Genomic DNA, 15,818 nt, shown 5'->3' with positions numbered 1-15,818 from the left:
ACGACTTCTCAAGGTTCAGCACCCGCGCAGTGGTGCGAACTCTTGGCAAGACTTACCGGCTCAGCCGACCTTGACCTTCGCTTCCGCGCCGAGCGCGGCGGCGAGCGCGTTGAAGCGCGATTCCGCCACTTCGCCGAACAGCGGCCGGGCATGTTCGGTGAGGTGCAGCGACAGGACCTTCTTCTTGGGCTGCCATTCGAGGCGACCCGGCGCTTCCTCGGCATGCATCCACAGCATCGCACCGAACCGCATCGCCCGGCCGAGCACTTCGGCCTCCGCCTGTTCCTGATCCGAGACGAGCGCGAAAAGCGGTTCGTAAACCGTGCCTTCGCGCTTGGAGGAATAGCGGTGCAGCAGCGCGAGGCCGAGATAGATGCGCTCGCCATGCTTCAGCCCGCCGAGGTTGGCGCGGGTCGCGTTGTCGAACGTCACCTCGGCCCGGTAATCGGGGTGCGCGCGCCAGCTGACGTCGTGCAGCAGGCAGGCCGCCTTGATGATCCGTTTCTTCTGCCAGTCGGCCCGGGGGAACAACGGCATGACGAAATCGTAGAGCGTCCGGCCGAAGCCCGGCATCCGGGCGTCTTTGGCCTCGGCGAAGCGGGCGCTTTCGATCAGCGGGTCGCGCTCGCGCAGGTGCGGAGGCATCTGCTCGTAGAGCATCCCCTCGCGGATGCCGTAGGAGCTGATGGTGATGTCCTTGGGCTTGAAGGTACGCACCACCTCGGACAGCACCGGCGCGGCAAGCGGGACGAGCGACATCCGCGCTTCCGAGATGCGGCACTTGCTGCGGAGGTCCGAGGGGTCTGCCTTGCGGATGAACTCCGCCGTCTTGGACACGTCGCTCGGCTTCATGCGATATTCGTGCAGGACGTGGAGCGGGTAGTCCCGCCGCTCCATGTCGATGCGCGCGATCGCCCGCCACGAACCGCCGACGAGGAACAGCCGCTGGCCGGTCTCGCCGCCCATCTCCTCGAAGATACCCTGCACGACCTCGCGGATGTGAGCGGTGATCGCCTTCTTGCCGCCCTTGATGCCCTGCAGCTTCAGCGGCCCGAGCGCGGAGGTCAGGCGTCGCCCGACCTCGCCGTCGCGCAGGTTGGCGAGCTCCATCGAGGAGCCGCCGATGTCGCAGACGAGGCCGAAGCTGCCGGGCCAGCCGAGCAGAACCCCCTGCGCCGACAGTCGCGCCTCTTCCTTGCCGTCGATGACGAAGATGCGCACGCCGGTCTCGCGCTCGATCTCGGCGCGGAACTCGGGCCCGTCCTCGGCATCGCGCATCGCCGCGGTCGCGACGGCGGTCAGGGGGGAGATGCCGAGCGAGTCGGCCAGCGCAGCGAACCGGCGGATCGCGGAGAGCGCACGGACCTTGCCCTCAGGGTTCAGCCGTCCGGTTTCGCCGAGGCCGCTGCCAAGGCCGGCCATCACCTTCTCGTTGTAGAAATAGGCGGGACTGCGTGCCGCGCCGTCGAAGATCACCAACCGGACGGAGTTCGAGCCGACGTCGATCACGCCGATCCGCGACAGGGCGCGCGCCTTGGGATCGTCGAACAGCGGTCTGCCGAAGGGGCCGTAGTCGAAGTCTTTCGGCGTCTCGTTCATGTCTTCGTCTTTCCTCGCCCCGTCCGAAGCGTGGGCGATTTGGTCATGGCGGGTCAATGCCGTGGCCGCTAGATTCCCCACGCGTCAGGTAGCGCGTACCGGTGAATAGGGGAGAGGCTCAAGTGAAAGCGGTCATCAACGACAGATATGGCGGGCCCGACGTCCTCACCCTCGGGGAGCGACCGATGCCGGATTGCGGGGCCGGAGAGTTGCTGATCCGCATCGCCGCCTCCAGCGTGTCGCGGACCGATGTCGCGACGCTGGCGGGCAAGCCGAAAGCGGCGCGGGTGGTGACCGGGCTGTTCGGGCCGAAGTCGACAGTGCTCGGCCTCGATTTCGCGGGCGTCGTGGAAGAGAGTCGGTCCGAGCGCTTCGCCCCCGGTGACCGTGTTTTCGGCATGTCGCCCGGGCAGTACGGCGCCCATGCGGAATACCTCGTCGTCGCCGCCGACGGGCCGGTAGCGACGATCCCCGACGGGATCGGCTTCGATCAGTCAGTCCTGTGCGAAGGCGGATGGTACGCCCATTCCGTGCTCGAGGCGCTCGGCGTGGGCGAGGGATTCCGGCTGCTGGTGTTCGGCGGTGGCGGGGCGGTCGGCTCCGCCGCGATCCAGATCGCCAAGGCGCGCGGTGCGCGCGTAGTGGCCGCCGTGGAGCCCCACCAGATCGACCTCGCCTCCGGTCTCGGCGCCGACCTCGCCATCGACAGCCGGACGCTGGACGAGCTGCCGGAGGAATTCGACGGTGTGCTCGACGCGATCGGCAAACTGCGGTTCCGCCGCGTGCGGGCCAAGCTGACCTATACGGGGCGCTTCGCCTCGACCGACTTCGGACCCGGTGGCGAGGTTCTGCGGCTTGCCCTGTTCTACACGCTCGCCGGGCGGCGCGGCCGCGTCATGCTGCCGATGCCACGCGATGCCGATGCGATCCCGTCCATGCTGTCGGAACTGATGGCAGAGGGCCGCTACCGCGCCGTGATCGACCGCAGCTACCCGATGGACCGGGTACGGGAGGCGTACGAGTACGCCGCGACGGGGACGAAGACCGGGATCGTCGTGCTCGACATTCCCGGCTGACCGGTCAGTCCTCGGGGTGGGCGAGCACGGGGACGTCCGCGACCCCCGCCTTGCCCCGCCCGGACAGTGACGGGTTCTCCATGAAGAAGCGGTGACAGCTGAAGGGGCGCTTCCCCTCGGACAGGGGACAGCGCACGAAGCTGCCGTCGGGCCGCATCACCCAGCTCTGTGCCGTGTCTGCCATGTTGGCAGCCATGATCTGTTCGGTGATCTGCGCTTTCACCGTCGGGTTCGTCGCCTCGATCAGCGTCTCGACCCGGCGGTTGAGGTTGCGGCTCATCCAGTCGGCGGAGGAGAAGAACACCCGGGCCTCGCGGGAGGGCAGCTCGTTCCCGTTGCCGAAGCAGACGATGCGCGAATGCTCGAGGAAGCGGCCGACGATGCTCTTGACGCGGATGTTCTCCGACAGGCCCTGCACGCCGGGCTTCAGCCCGCAGATCCCCCGGATCACCAGGTCGATCTGCACACCGGCCTGGCTCGCCTCGTAGAGCGCGTCGATCACGTCGCCTTCGATCAGCGCGTTCATCTTCGCCCAGATCCCCGCGGGGCGGCCGGCGCGGGCATGCTCTGCCTCCTGCCGGATCATGTCGATCAGGAACGGCTTCATGCTCTCGGGGCTAATCTTGAGGTTCTCCAGCCCCTCGGGCTGGGCATAACCGCCGACGTAGTTGAAGACCTTCGTCGCGTCGCGTCCGAGCGCGGCGTCGCAGGTCAGGAACGACAGGTCGGTGTAAATCTTGGCGGTGATCGGGTGGTAGTTGCCGGTCCCGAAGTGCGTGTACGTGACGAGCCGCTTGCCCTCGCGCCGCACGACGGTGCTGATTTTCGCGTGGGTCTTGTAGTTGATGAATCCGTAGACGACGTGCGCGCCGGAGCGTTCCAGCCGCCGGGACTGGCGGATGTTGGCGGCCTCGTCGAAGCGCGCCTTCAGTTCGACCAGCGCGGTGACGGACTTGCCATCCTCCGCCGCCTCGCAGAGGGCGTCGACGATGGGCGAGTTCTTGGAGGTCCGGTAGAGCGTTTGCTTGATCGCGACGACATCGGGGTCGTGGGCCGCTTGCTGCAGGAAACGGACGACCATGTCGAACGTCTCGTAGGGGTGATGCAGCAGCATGTCCTTTTGACGGATCGCGGCGAAGATGTCGCCGTCATGGTCCTGAACGCGCTCCGGCACGCGCGGCGTGAAGGTCGACCAGAGCAGGTCGGGCCTATCGTCGATCACCAGCTCGCTGATCGCGCCGATGCCGACGAGGCCGTCGACCTCGACCACTTCCTCTTCCCGGACGGGGAGTTCTTCCATGATGACCTTGCGCAGGCCCTCCGGCGCGCCGGCCGAGATCTTGAGGCGCACGACCTCGCCCCGGCGGCGGCGCTTCAGCGCCACTTCGAACTCGCGCACGAGGTCTTCGGCTTCTTCTTCGACCTCGAGGTCGCTGTCGCGCAGCACGCGGAAGGCGCAGTGGCCCATCAGGCGGTAACCCGGGAACAGCCGGTCCAGCTCCAGCAGGAGAAGCTCTTCCAGCGGCAGGAAGCGGTGGCCGCTCTCTGAAGGCAGCGACAGGAAGCGGTCGATCTGGTTCGGCACCGGCAGAAGCGCCCTGAGCAGGCGCTTGTCCGATCGACGCTCCAGCTGCAGCGCCAGCGCGAAACCCTCGTTCGGGATGAAGGGGAACGGGTGCGCGGGGTCGATGGCGAGCGGGGTCAGGACCGGGAACACCTGGCTGAGGAAGACTTCGCGCAGGTGCAGGCGGTCGGCGTCGTCAAGGTCGTCGCCGGTGAGGATCGAGAGGCCCTCCGCCTCCATTTCGCGGCGCAGCAGGTTCAGCATCTCCTGCTGGCGCTGCATCAGCGCGCGTGCGTCGATGTCGATGCGGCGCAGCTGCTCGGCCGGGGTCATGCCGTCCATCGCGGGCGTCGTGATGCCGGTCATCGCCAGTTCGCGCAGGCCGGCGACGCGCACGGTGTAGAACTCGTCGAGGTTGGTGGCCGAGATCGACAGGAAGCGCAGCCGCTCAAGAAGCGGGACGCGCGGGTTCTCCGCCTCTTCCAGCACCCGCCAGTTGAAGCCGAGCCACGACAGCTCCCTGTTGAAGAACCGGCCCGGTCCGTCGATGTCGAAATCGGGCTCGACGGGCGCGGGAAACGGGGCGGTCAGGAAGTCGCTCTCGGACATCACACTCTCGGCAATGGGGATATCAGCGGGCTTAGGAAGTCTCGGCCTCGCTGTCCAGAATCTCCCGCGCCAGTCTGCGTGAAATCGCGCGGCGTTCGTCGACTGCCCGACGCTCCAGCATTGCGACCATGCGGCTGGCGTCGGCGAATGACCGGTTCATGTGCGTCACGAGGTAAGGAATGAGCGCATCCTCGAACTTGAGGTGACGGTCGACCAGCAGCTTGAGCAGCACCGCTTCGAGCAGATCGTCGTCGGGATTGCCGATCCGCACGACGCTTGCCGCCGTCATCCGCGACACGAGGTCGGGGAGCGCCGTCGGCCAGGACGTCGGCGGTGTGCAGGCGGTGGACAAGAACGGCCGGCCGGTGCGGTGTAAGCTGTTGTGCAGGTGGAAGACGAACTCCTCCGCTTGCGCCGGCAGGCGGTCGGCATCCTCCAGCACCACGGCTGGCGCGTCGTCGGGCAGCGCTTCGTCGCCGGTGAGCGCGGGCGCGTCGAGGATCAGCGCACCGGTGCGGTCGGCGAACAGCCGGGCGAGGTGGGTCTTGCCCGCGCCCTCGGGCCCGACAAGGACCAGCTTGTGGGCCGGCCAGGTCTCGGGGGCGACGGTGACGCGCCAGGCGTGGTCGTTCGCCTCGGAGACGAAGTAGGACTGCTCGTCCAGTTCCGCCTCTCGCGGCCAGTGAAAGGAGAGCTGCTCGCCCGTCACGATTCGTCTCCCGGCGGATCGACGCCGCGGTAGAGCGCGCTCTTCATGTATTGCTGCGTGATGAAGCGGGTCAGCACCCCGATCATCGCCGCGACCGGGACGGCGACCAGCAGGCCGACGAAGCCGAAGATCGCGCCGAAGACGGCCAGCGCGAGGATCAACCACACCGGGTGCAGACCGACGCTGTCGCCGACCAGCTTGGGCGTCAGGATGTTGCCCTCGAGGAACTGGCCGAGGAAGAAGATCGCCGCGACCAGCACGATCATCCACCAGTCGCCCCAGTACTGGAAGAAGGCCAGCCCGATGGCGAGCCCGCCGCCCACGATCGCGCCGACATAGGGGATGAAGGAGACGAACCCCGCCACCGCCCCGACGACGAGGCCGAACTGCAAGCCGACCATCATCAGCGCGACGGCGTAGAAGGTGCCCTGGATCAGCATCACCAGGCCCTGACCCCGGATGAAGGAGGACAGCGTATCGTCGATCTCTCCGGCGAGGCGGCGGATCGTCGGCGCATGTTCGCGCGGCAGCAGTGTGTCGATGCGCGCCACCATCCGGTCCCAGTCGAGCAGCAGGTAGAAGGTCACCACCGGCACGATGACGAGAAGGAACAGCACGTTCAGGAACGACATCGCCGAGCCGAGCACGGTCGTCAGGACCTCACCCCCGCGAGAGCTGATGGTGTCTCCGATGGTGGCGATCTGCTGCCGGACGGTGGAATCCTCGTCCATGATCTCGGGGAAGCGGGCCGTGAGCCAATCCCGCAGGTTGCCGAACAATTCCGGCGCCGTGGCGATCAGCTGGGACGTCTGGCGCACCAGCGTCGGCACGACGAGCAGGACCATCAGCACGAAGATCAGCACCGCCGCCAGCGAGATGGTGATGACCGCGAGGATGCGCTTCATGCCGAGCCGCTCCAGCCGGTCGGCGATCGGGTCGAGGATGTAGGCGAACGCGCCGCCGAGGATGAAGGGCGTCAGCACGTCCCCCAGGACCCACAGCACGAGCAGGAACACCACGAGCGCGATGCCCCAGTAACGGGCCTGGTGTGACACGGGAAGGGACATGCTGACTCCTGACTGTTTGTCCCTATGTCGCCACTCGCGCCGGGCAGAGCAAGCACTGTCTGGAGCGTCGGGCGCGGCTGCTCGAAATCTGCATGCGACCTGCTGGAGCGGCACGGGGCGGGCAGAGGCCGTTGCGTGCGAAAGTAGGGATGTCGCAGGCGCCGGACCGACCCGTGAGGGTCCGGCAGGTGCGGCCGCCAGCCCCCTCTCAACCCCAGGGGCGCACGTGAGCAGACGGGCGGTCGCCTCGCCGGCCGGTGCCGGGCCAGGTCCCTCTGTCCGGTGCCGGCCGGCTCCTGTGACCTCGAGACATCCAGCAGCGAAGCTCCGGACCTTCGGGTCCGGGGCCTTCCGTCCTCCCGCGCGCCGGCGTTCGGGCGCTTGCCTGTGGGCGGATGCTCTTCTAGACGTGCCGGGACCAATTCACGTTACCAGGGGAACGCGTCCATGCGTCTCAGCCGCTACTTCCTGCCCGTTCTCAAGGAAACGCCCGCAGAGGCGCAGATCGTCAGCCACCGGCTCATGCTGCGGGCCGGCATGATCAAGCAGGCCTCCGCCGGCATCTACTCCTGGCTGCCGCTCGGCTTCCGCACGCTGAAGAAGATCGAAACGATCGTTCACGAAGAGCAGCAGCGCGCGGGGCACATTCCGCTGCTCATGCCGACGCTGCAATCGGCTGAGCTGTGGCAGGAATCCGGGCGTTACGACGCCTACGGGCCGGAGATGCTGCGCATCCGCGACCGGCATGACCGCGACATGCTGTTCGGTCCCACGAACGAGGAGATGATCACCGACATCTTCCGCTCCTACGTGCGGTCCTACAAGGACCTGCCGATGACGCTCTACCACATCCAGTGGAAGTTCCGGGACGAGGTCCGCCCCCGCTTCGGTGTCATGCGCGGTCGCGAGTTCCTGATGAAGGACGGCTACAACTTCGACCTGACCAAGGAAGACGCTCTGCACGCCTACAACCGTCACCTCGTCAGCTACCTGCGCACCTACGAGCGGATGGGCCTTCAGGCGATCCCGATGCGCGCGGATTCCGGCCCGATCGGCGGCGACGACACGCATGAGTTCCTGGTGCTCGCCGAAACCGGCGAGAGCGAGGTCTTCTACGATTCTGAGATCACCGATCTGAAGTTCGGCGACCGGGAGATCGACTACGACAGCCATGAGCAGTGCCGCGGCGTGCTGGAGGAGTTCACCTCGCGCTATGCCCGCACGGACGAAACTCACGACGAGGCGATCTTCAACGAGATCCCCGAAGAGCGCCGCCGCGTCGCGCGCGGCATCGAGGTCGGCCAGATCTTCTACTTCGGCACCAAGTATTCCGAGCCGATGGGCGCGGTGGTGCAGGGCCCGGACGGCAAGCAGATCCCGGTCCACATGGGCTCTCACGGGATCGGGGTGAGCCGCCTGCTCGGCGCGATCATCGAGGCGAACCACGACGACAAGGGCATCATCTGGCCCGAGGGCGTGACGCCGTTTCACGTGGGCCTGGTCAACCTCAAGACCGGTGACGAAGAGGCCGATGCGGCCTGCGAAAAGCTCTACGACGCGCTCGACGCGGCGGGGCTCGAGGTGCTCTACGACGACCGTGACGAGCGGGCAGGGGCGAAGTTCGCTGGCATGGACCTGATCGGCCTGCCGTGGCGCATCACCGTCGGGCCGCGCGGTCTGAAGAACGGTGTGGTGGAGCTGACCTCGCGCCGCACGGGCGAGAGCGAGGAGCTGCCGCCGGAGGCCGCCGTGGCGAAGGTCGCGCGCATCTACGCCGGCCACAATGTCCGCGTCCGCCACCCCGAGGTGGAACCGATGCCGGGCCGGACCTTCAACACCTGGATCTGACGGTCATCTGACAGGCGAACCCGGCGGACGGCCCCCTGACATGGGGGCCGCACGGCGCCGCTTTGCGAAAACGATCAAATTTGCTACCCTGAGGGCAGCTCCCGGCAAAGAGGGGCGTCGCAGAGGCCGGTTCGGTCCGAGGTAGGCAAGAGATGATCATCGTGCGGATGCTGGCGATGGCCGGTGGCCTGGCCGGGGCCATGGCGCTGTCGCAATACCCCGAGTTCTCCCAGCAATATACCCAGAGGCTGGCTGGCCAGATCGACGCGCTGTCGCTGGTGGTCGCCGATTTCGACGCGACGGCGGAACGGTCGGGCCTGACGCGCGACGCTGCGCTCGCGCAGATGACGGGGACGCAGTTCCTCGACGACCGCCGGGCGGACATGACCCGCACCTTTGCCCGCTACGACAGCCTGACGCAGAGCCATGACGCGCTCCAGCAGGCGACGGCGCTGGAGCGGATGCTTCTGCCGCACCGGATGGGCGACATGGAGACGCTGCAGGGCACGTGGAACGACTTCGTGCCCGCGATGCCGCTGTCGCTGCCGGGCCTGCTGTCGACACTCGCTGGCTACGCGGCGGGCTGGATGGTGGTCGGCGCTCTGTTCTGGGTGCTGCTGCTTCCGTTCCGCCGGCGCGAGCGCGATCATGACGATTACGAAGATTACGCCTACGAGCGCCGCGGCCGCTACGACCGGGACCGCTTCGATCCCGACGACTACCCGCGGGAGCCGCCGCTGCGCGGCGAGATCGGCCGCCGTGAGCCGCCCTTGACCCGGCAACGCTGAGCCCGCGCACGAGCGAGGCTGCCTGGTCCGCGCCCTTCTTTGGGCTTCAAATATTCCGGAGGGGGTCGGGGGAGGCAGAGCCTCCCCCGCTGATCGACGCGCGGAACGCGCGGCGAAAGGAACGGGGCGGGCCGCAGGGCGGCCCGCCGCCGCGATCAGCTTTCGAGCGCCAGCGTGTGAACGTGGATCTCGTTGATCGGGTGGCTGTTGCCACCGATCACGCCCGGCCGCGCGTGGCGGTAGAGCGAGCGCCAGTAGGGCTGGATGATCGTGCCGTCTTCCCAAAGGAACTTCTCGATCCGCTCCATCACGTCGCGGCGGGCCGCGGCGTCGGAGATGGCCGAGGCCTCGTCCAGCATCGAGTCGAACTCTTCCGAGGCGAGACCCGTCTCGTTCCAGGCCACGCCGGAGCGGTAGGCCAGCGCCATGATCTGCACGCCGAGCGGGCGGTGGCCCCAGTCGGTCGAGGAGAAGGCGAAATTGGCCCAGTCGTTCCAGAAGGTCGAGCCCGGATACACCGTACGCTCACACTGGATGCCCGCGTCGCGGAGCTGCGCGGCGAGCGCATCCGACGTGTTGCGACGCCAGTCGTCGTCGATCGAGATGAGCTCGTGCACATAGTCGGCCATGCCCGCCTCTTCCATCAGCGCGCGGGCGCCTTCGGGATCATAGGGCGGTGCGCCGATGTCGGCATACTCTGGGTGGATCGGGCAGACGTGGTGGTTTTCGGCCAGCGTGCCGCGGTTGGCATAGCCGAGTTCGAGCAGCACCTGGTTGTCGCAAGCCATCGCAAGGGCGCGGCGCACGCGGGCGTCCGCATAAGGCGTCTCGCCGTTCACCTCGGTCAGGCGGTTGGTGCGCAGCGTCAGAGTGTTGGCCGAGACGGACTCGCTTTCCTGCCAGCCGATCGCCTGGAAGATCTCGACGAACTCGCCGACCGTCTCGTAGGTCATGTCGATCTCGCCGGCCTCGGCGGCGGAGACGTAGGCCGCACCGTCAGTGCCGTAGTCGATGAACTCGATCCGGTCGACATAGGCGCCTTCGCCCCACCACGGGTGATCGGGGTCCTTCTCGAGCACGGCGCGCACGCCGATCTCGAGCTCGACCAACCGGTAGGGCCCGGTGCCGACGGGATCGTCGGCCGGGCTGCCGGACCAGCCGTCGGGCACGATCGCCGCCGGGTACTCGGTCACGGCGGGGATGATCGTGATGTCGGGCCGGGTCAGGTTCAGCTGCACGGTAAGGTCGTCAACCACTTCGATCGCGCCCTCGGCGGCGCCGGAGCCGTCCTCGTTCTGGAGCGCGGCCATGCGGGAGGCCATCGAGTTGCCTTCCCAGTTGCCGTCGCACCAGCGGGTGAAGTTGTAGGCGACGTCCTGCGCGGTCAGCTCGCCCCGGCCGTCGTTCCAGGTCACGCCCGGACGGACGTGCAGGATGTACTGGGTCGCGTCGTCGTTGACTTCCCAGCTTTCAAGCAACCGCGGCTCGAACGTGCCGTCGGCGTTGTACTGCACGAGAAACTCGAGGAAGCCGCGTACGGTGTTGCCGATCTGCGGCCAGCTGAAGGTCGGCGGATCCGTCAGGGCGCGGACGTCCTGCTGGATGCGGATCGTGCCGCCCATCGGCATGTCCTGCGCGCTCGCCGGCGTCGGCATCGCGACGCCGATCAGCCCGTAGGCGGTGGCCGCGGTGACGCCGAGCGAGGTGGAGCGGGCGAGGAACTCGCGCCGGCTCAACTTGCCTTCGGCCACTTCTTCCACGTGCATGTGGATCGCGGGGTGGATTTTATCCCTGTTGAAGAATTCAGTCACGGTTGTCTCCGGCTGATGAATGTTGGTCCCCTCGCGGGGCGTTTCGCAAGGTCATCTTACGCGGGTCGATTGACTAATCAATCAAGAACCATCCCTGCTTGACCATGCTCTTGGGAGCGTAGAGGTAGGACGCATCCGTTACGAGGCCAAAAAAATGAGCAGACCGCCGCGCCCTTTCGCCCGGTTCGAATGGATGATCGCATGGCGCTATCTGCGCGCCCGCCGCGCAGAGGGCGGCGTCTCGGTCATGACATGGATTTCTCTCCTCGGTGTGACGCTGGCCGTCTTCGCGCTGATCGCGACGCTCGCCGTGCGCTCCGGCTTCCGGCAGGAGTTCGTCGACACGATCGTCGGCTCGAGCTCGCACCTCACCATCGACATGGTCCGACAGGAGGTCACGGTCGTCACGCAGGGCGACCAGGAGATCGAAGTGCCGCGCACCGTGCGCACCATCGACAATTACGACGAGGTCAGCGACAGGCTCGCCTCGATCGAGGGGGTCGAGCGTGCCGATCCGGTCGTGCGGGGCGAGGTTCTGGCCAGCCTGCGTGACGAGGCGACGTTCGTGCAGGTCTACGGCATCACGCCCGAGGACCTCTCCAACATTCCGCTGGTGCGCGAACCGCAGGAGAGCGTCGGCGATATCGCCGAGTTCGGGGTCGAGGACGGGATCGCCATCGGGTCGGGCGTCGCCCGCGCCCTTGGCGCGACGGTCGGCGATACCGTCAGTTTCGTCACCGCCAACGGCGTGCAGACCGTGGGGGGCCGCGCCGCGCGGCGGGCAACCTTCGACATCGTCTACATCTTCCAGACCGGCCGCTACGCCACCGACATCAGCCGCATCTACATGCCGCTCGACCAGAGCCAGGCGTTCTTCTCCAAGGGCGACAGCGTCGATGTCATCGAGATTTTCGTCGACGACCCGGACAACGTCGAGCGCTGGATCGACCCGGTCTACCGGCAGCTGGAACCCGGCAACCGCCTGTTCTCGTGGAAGGACAACGAGGGGGCCTACCTGCGGGCACTCACCGTCGAGGACAACGTGATGTTCATCATCATGTCGATCCTCGTGCTGATCGCCTCGCTCAACATCATCTCGGGCCTCGTGATGCTGGTGAAGAACAAGGGGTCGGACATCGGCATCCTGCGCACCATGGGACTGACGGAGGGCACGGTGCTGCGCGTCTTCTTCATCTGCGGCGCGGGGATCGGGACACTCGGCACCGCCATGGGCATGATCCTCGGCTGCCTCTTCGCGATCTACATCGACCCGATCTTCTCTGTCGTGAACTACATCGGCGGCGGCGGGGTCTGGGACCCCTCGATCCGCGGTGTCTACAACCTTCCCGCCAAGCTGGAACTCGACGACGTGCTGTCCTCCATCGCGCTGTCGCTGGGGCTGAGCTGGATCATCACGATCTTCCCGGCCCGCCGCGCGGCACGGATGAACCCGGTGGAGGCGCTGCGCTATGAGTGAACTGAGCCTGTCCGCCGTCACCAAGAGCTACAACAAGGGCAAGCCGAACGAGGTCTCCGTGCTGCACGGCGTCGACCTGTCCGTCGACCGGGGCGAAGTCGTCGCTCTGGTCGCGCCCTCGGGCGCGGGGAAGTCCACGCTGTTGCATATCTCCGGGTTGCTCGACACGCCGGACAGCGGGCAGGTCCTGCTGGGCGGGGAGGAGCTGACCGCGCTTTCCGACCGCCGCCGCACCGCGATCCGGCGTCAGCAGATCGGTTTCATCTACCAGTTCCACCATCTCCTGCCGGAATTCACGGCGGAGGAGAACATCGTCCTGCCGCAGCTCGCCAACGGTGCGTCCCGCAGCGAGGCGTCGAAGCGCGCGCTGGAGCTGCTCGGCACCGTCGGTCTGGAAGAGCGGGGCGACCATCGGCCCGCCGCGCTGTCGGGGGGCGAGCAGCAGCGCGTCGCCTTCTGCCGCGCGCTGGCCAATCAGCCGCGCCTGCTGCTGGCGGACGAGCCGACGGGCAACCTCGACCCCGGGACATCGGACCGGGTGTTCGGCGCGCTGATGGAGCTGGTGCGCGGCACCGGCCTTTCGGCGCTGATCGCGACACATAACCTCGACCTCGCCGCGCGGATGGACCGGGTTGTGAAGCTCGACGCGGGTCGCGTCGTCCCCGACTGATCCTGATCAAGGCGGGGTCATGCCCCTGACAGCTACGTTCGGGAAAACCCCAAAGAGGCCATCATGCAGCGCACCATCCCCCTCCTTCTTCTCATCCCGCTTGCCGCCTGCGCGCCAGAGCCGCAGGTCGACGGTGCCATGCTGTTCCAGCAGGACTGCGCTGCCTGTCACGGTGCGGACGCCATGGGCGACGGGCCGTTCGGCCACCAGCTGATCCGGCAGCCGCCGGACCTGACGCGCCTGACGGAACGGGCGGGCGGCACCTTCCCGCGCAATTACGTGATGAGCGTCATCGACGGCTACCACCGGGATGCCAGCTTCAGCGCCGCGATGCCGGAGTTCGGTGCCTCCGACCTCGGCCCGATGATCGTGGTCGAGGAGGAACCCGGGATCGGGACCCCTGTGCCGGCCCGGCTCTGGGCGCTGGCCGACTATCTCGAGTCCGTTCAGCGCTAGATACCGGCGTACCACTCGTAGCCGCTGTTATCCTCCCAGAAGCCGCCCTTGCCGCGACCGATGGCGGAGAGGCTCTCGACCAGCTCCAGCCGCATCACGAACTTGGCGTGCTTGTATCCGAGCTGCCGTTCGACCCTCAGGCGGATCGGGGCGCCGTGGCCGACCGGCAGTGGCCCGTCGTTCATCCCGTAGGCGAGCATGGTCTGGGGGTGATAGGCGTCCACGAAGTCGATGCTCTCGTAATAGGGCGCCAATCCGAAGCTGTCGGCGCAATGGAGTACGACGTAACGGGCGGCCGGCATCGGCGTCACCGCCTCCAGCACCGCCGAGAGCGGCACGCCGGTCCATTTGCCGATCGCGCTCCAGCCTTCCACGCAGTCGTGCCGGGTGATCTGGGTGCGCGACGGCATGGACCGCAGCCGGTCGAGGGGAAAGGCCTGTGGATTGGCCACCAGACCGTCCACCTGCAGGGCCCAGTCGGCGAAGCCGTTGTCGAGGTGGCGCTGGTAGGCGTCATCCTGCGGCATCGTGTTGCCGTTGGTGCGGAAGTCGGGGCTCATGTCGGCCTCACTGTATTCGCGCACCAGAGCATCGCGGCCGATCAGACGATGAGTGCGGTAGGACAGCGCCTCTCCGCCCTGCAGGATCGTGGCGCGCGCCTCGGGGCTGGCGGCGAGCAGGCCGGTCGTCCCGGCGATGGCGGTGTAGCCGAGTCCGGCGACGAGGCCGCGACGGGTGATGCGGGTCATTGGTCTTTCTCCCGGGGCAGGCGGAAATGGCCGGTGATCATCGAGCGGACCTCGTTCAGCGGCCCGGCGAGGATCACCATCACGAGGTGGATCACGATGAACAGCACCAGCCCGAACGCGAAGATGAAGTGCAGCGAACGCGCGGACTGCCGTCCGCCGAACAGGTCCAGCAGGATCGTCGCAGACGCATTCAAGTTCGGCGACATGGTGAGGCCCGTCAGCACCATACCGGGGATCAGCACCAGCAGAACGGCGAGGTAGGTGAACTTCTGAAGGACGTTGTAGCGCGTTGCCGCCTCACCTTTTGGAAAGCGCAGCCGCAGATGGTCGAGCACATCCTTCCAGACGTGGCGGGGCGTGGCCTCGGCCCGCGTCGGCAGCAGGTCCCGGCTCAGGTGGCGGTTCCAGATCGAGCGCAGCAGGTAGAGGAAGATGCCGACCGCGAAGACCCATGCGAAGGTCAGGTGCCATTGCCGGGCCAGCGCGAGGTTGTACCCCGAGGGCAGGGTGGCCCAGGAGGGGAAGGCCCGGCTGCGCAGTTCGCCCTCGCCATCACGCCAGACGCCGAGCACGCCGGTCGTCTCGACGGTGGCGCTGCCGATGCGCAGGTATCCTTCGCCCTCGTCCGACCCGATCTGGAGCCACGCGTAATCCGGGTTCGCGCCGTATTGTCCCCAGTAAAGCCTGGGGTGGGCGTTGAAGATCATCAGCCCGCTCATCAGCATGATGACCAGCGTCACGACATTGGTCCAGTGCCACAGTCGCGTCGACAGGCGGTGTCGGTAGATCACGTCTCGAGGGGTCTTGGCCTGCGCAGTTGTGGGGGTTTCGGTAACAGTCCGACTCATAACGTCCTCCCGGGTTATGCAGTCACTAACGAGCCAGACGCGGCTTTGTGCGGACATTTCCATGCACCCAACCGCTTGTGACGGATGTTACAGCCGCCCCGGCCGGTCGAGGAAGCGGTGCGCCTGCGCCGGAGGCGGCAGGAAACAGCTGTCCCGCTGACCGAACCACCGAAGCCTGTTGCGCGCGATCACCCCATAGATCGCGTCCCGCAGCGGGCGCGGCACGACGCGCAAAACTCGCAGCCAGCGCCACGGGCGCCGTAGGTGGCCAGCAAGGCACAGCGCCGCGTCCGACCGGGTCAGAGCGTTGTCGTCCCGGATCATGAGGAAGGTGAGGTCGAGGTCCGCCGCGCTCAACCCGTGCGCCTCGGCCAGTCGCGCGCCGGTCTCCGTCCGGCTGGAGGCGAAGCGGATGGTCGTATCGGCCTCGTGCCGAAGCAGGAAGCCGACCGCGCCGGAGCAGAGCACGCAGTCCGTGTCGAAGATCACGATGGTGTCGTCGCGCATGGGCATTGGCCTCGGGTCCGTCCTGCTGAACATATGGGCG

General features: G+C 67.1%; 14 protein-coding genes. 6 read left to right on the top strand and 8 right to left on the bottom strand.

Features of this window, described 5'->3' with window-relative positions:
• Window positions 1-60: 60 nt before the first annotated feature.
• Window positions 61-1,599, bottom strand: a complete 1,539-nt coding sequence (locus I8N54_RS10760) for a Ppx/GppA family phosphatase (RefSeq protein ID WP_140192564.1) — start codon at window positions 1,597-1,599, stop codon at window positions 61-63.
• Between the two features lie 122 nt (window positions 1,600-1,721).
• Between I8N54_RS10760 and I8N54_RS10755 the strand changes: the two genes are divergently transcribed.
• Window positions 1,722-2,675, top strand: coding sequence for an NAD(P)-dependent alcohol dehydrogenase (locus tag I8N54_RS10755; RefSeq protein ID WP_140192565.1), 954 nt, complete (start codon window positions 1,722-1,724; stop codon window positions 2,673-2,675).
• Window positions 2,676-2,679: 4 nt separating this feature from the next.
• Here the strand turns inward: I8N54_RS10755 and I8N54_RS10750 are convergent, their stop codons facing one another.
• Genes I8N54_RS10750 through I8N54_RS10740 form a run of 3 tightly spaced genes read right to left on the bottom strand, consistent with a single transcriptional unit; the run spans window position 2,680 to window position 6,624 of the window.
• Window positions 2,680-4,848: an RNA degradosome polyphosphate kinase gene (locus I8N54_RS10750; RefSeq protein WP_140192566.1), complete on the bottom strand. Its 2,169-nt coding sequence runs from the start codon at window positions 4,846-4,848 to the stop codon at window positions 2,680-2,682.
• A 31-nt stretch (window positions 4,849-4,879) separates the two neighbouring features.
• Window positions 4,880-5,557: a P-loop NTPase family protein gene (locus I8N54_RS10745; protein WP_140192567.1), complete on the bottom strand. Its 678-nt coding sequence runs from the start codon at window positions 5,555-5,557 to the stop codon at window positions 4,880-4,882.
• On the bottom strand, window positions 5,554-6,624 hold the full coding sequence (locus I8N54_RS10740) for an AI-2E family transporter (RefSeq protein WP_140192568.1): 1,071 nt from the start codon (window positions 6,622-6,624) through the stop codon (window positions 5,554-5,556). Before I8N54_RS10740 ends, I8N54_RS10745 begins: the two co-directional genes overlap by 4 nt.
• 447 nt (window positions 6,625-7,071) lie before the next feature.
• On the opposite strand from I8N54_RS10740, the gene proS reads away from it, so the two are divergent.
• Complete coding sequence (proS, locus tag I8N54_RS10735; protein ID WP_140192569.1) at window positions 7,072-8,472, top strand: proline--tRNA ligase; 1,401 nt, start codon at window positions 7,072-7,074, stop codon at window positions 8,470-8,472.
• 152 nt (window positions 8,473-8,624) lie between these two features.
• On the top strand, window positions 8,625-9,260 hold the full coding sequence (locus tag I8N54_RS10730) for a DUF2937 family protein (protein ID WP_140192570.1): 636 nt from the start codon (window positions 8,625-8,627) through the stop codon (window positions 9,258-9,260).
• Between the two features lie 155 nt (window positions 9,261-9,415).
• Here the strand turns inward: I8N54_RS10730 and I8N54_RS10725 are convergent, their stop codons facing one another.
• Window positions 9,416-11,026, bottom strand: a complete 1,611-nt coding sequence (locus I8N54_RS10725) for an ABC transporter substrate-binding protein (protein ID WP_140195475.1) — start codon at window positions 11,024-11,026, stop codon at window positions 9,416-9,418.
• A 199-nt stretch (window positions 11,027-11,225) separates the two neighbouring features.
• Between I8N54_RS10725 and I8N54_RS10720 the strand changes: the two genes are divergently transcribed.
• The 3 genes from I8N54_RS10720 to I8N54_RS10710 all read left to right on the top strand — a co-directional run bounded on the left by I8N54_RS10720 (window position 11,226) and on the right by I8N54_RS10710 (window position 13,674).
• The gene (locus tag I8N54_RS10720; protein ID WP_140192571.1) at window positions 11,226-12,548 is read left to right on the top strand and encodes an ABC transporter permease; all 1,323 of its coding nucleotides are present in this window, start codon (window positions 11,226-11,228) and stop codon (window positions 12,546-12,548) included.
• Window positions 12,541-13,218, top strand: a complete 678-nt coding sequence (locus I8N54_RS10715) for an ABC transporter ATP-binding protein (RefSeq protein WP_140192572.1) — start codon at window positions 12,541-12,543, stop codon at window positions 13,216-13,218. Before I8N54_RS10720 ends, I8N54_RS10715 begins: the two co-directional genes overlap by 8 nt.
• Before the next feature lie 63 nt (window positions 13,219-13,281).
• The gene (locus I8N54_RS10710) at window positions 13,282-13,674 is read left to right on the top strand and encodes a c-type cytochrome (RefSeq protein WP_140192573.1); all 393 of its coding nucleotides are present in this window, start codon (window positions 13,282-13,284) and stop codon (window positions 13,672-13,674) included.
• Here the strand turns inward: I8N54_RS10710 and I8N54_RS10705 are convergent.
• The 3 genes from I8N54_RS10705 to I8N54_RS10695 form a co-directional block, all read right to left on the bottom strand.
• Window positions 13,671-14,423 carry a molybdopterin-binding protein gene (locus tag I8N54_RS10705; RefSeq protein WP_140192574.1) on the bottom strand — a complete coding sequence of 251 codons (753 nt, stop codon included), beginning with the start codon at window positions 14,421-14,423 and terminating at the stop codon, window positions 13,671-13,673. The genes I8N54_RS10710 and I8N54_RS10705 overlap by 4 nt on opposite strands.
• Window positions 14,420-15,271 (bottom strand): cytochrome b/b6 domain-containing protein, encoded by an 852-nt coding sequence (locus tag I8N54_RS10700; RefSeq protein WP_140192575.1) that lies wholly within the window; start codon window positions 15,269-15,271, stop codon window positions 14,420-14,422. Before I8N54_RS10700 ends, I8N54_RS10705 begins: the two co-directional genes overlap by 4 nt.
• Window positions 15,272-15,358: 87 nt before the next feature.
• Window positions 15,359-15,778 (bottom strand): thiol-disulfide oxidoreductase DCC family protein, encoded by a 420-nt coding sequence (locus I8N54_RS10695; protein WP_140192576.1) that lies wholly within the window; start codon window positions 15,776-15,778, stop codon window positions 15,359-15,361.
• Window positions 15,779-15,818 lie beyond the last annotated feature (40 nt).

This window comes from Pelagovum pacificum (genome assembly GCF_016134045.1).
Lineage (GTDB): Bacteria > Pseudomonadota > Alphaproteobacteria > Rhodobacterales > Rhodobacteraceae > Oceanicola > Oceanicola pacificus_A.
Note: the sequence above shows the minus strand (reverse complement) of the source record. Positions and strands in the feature narration are given on the sequence as shown.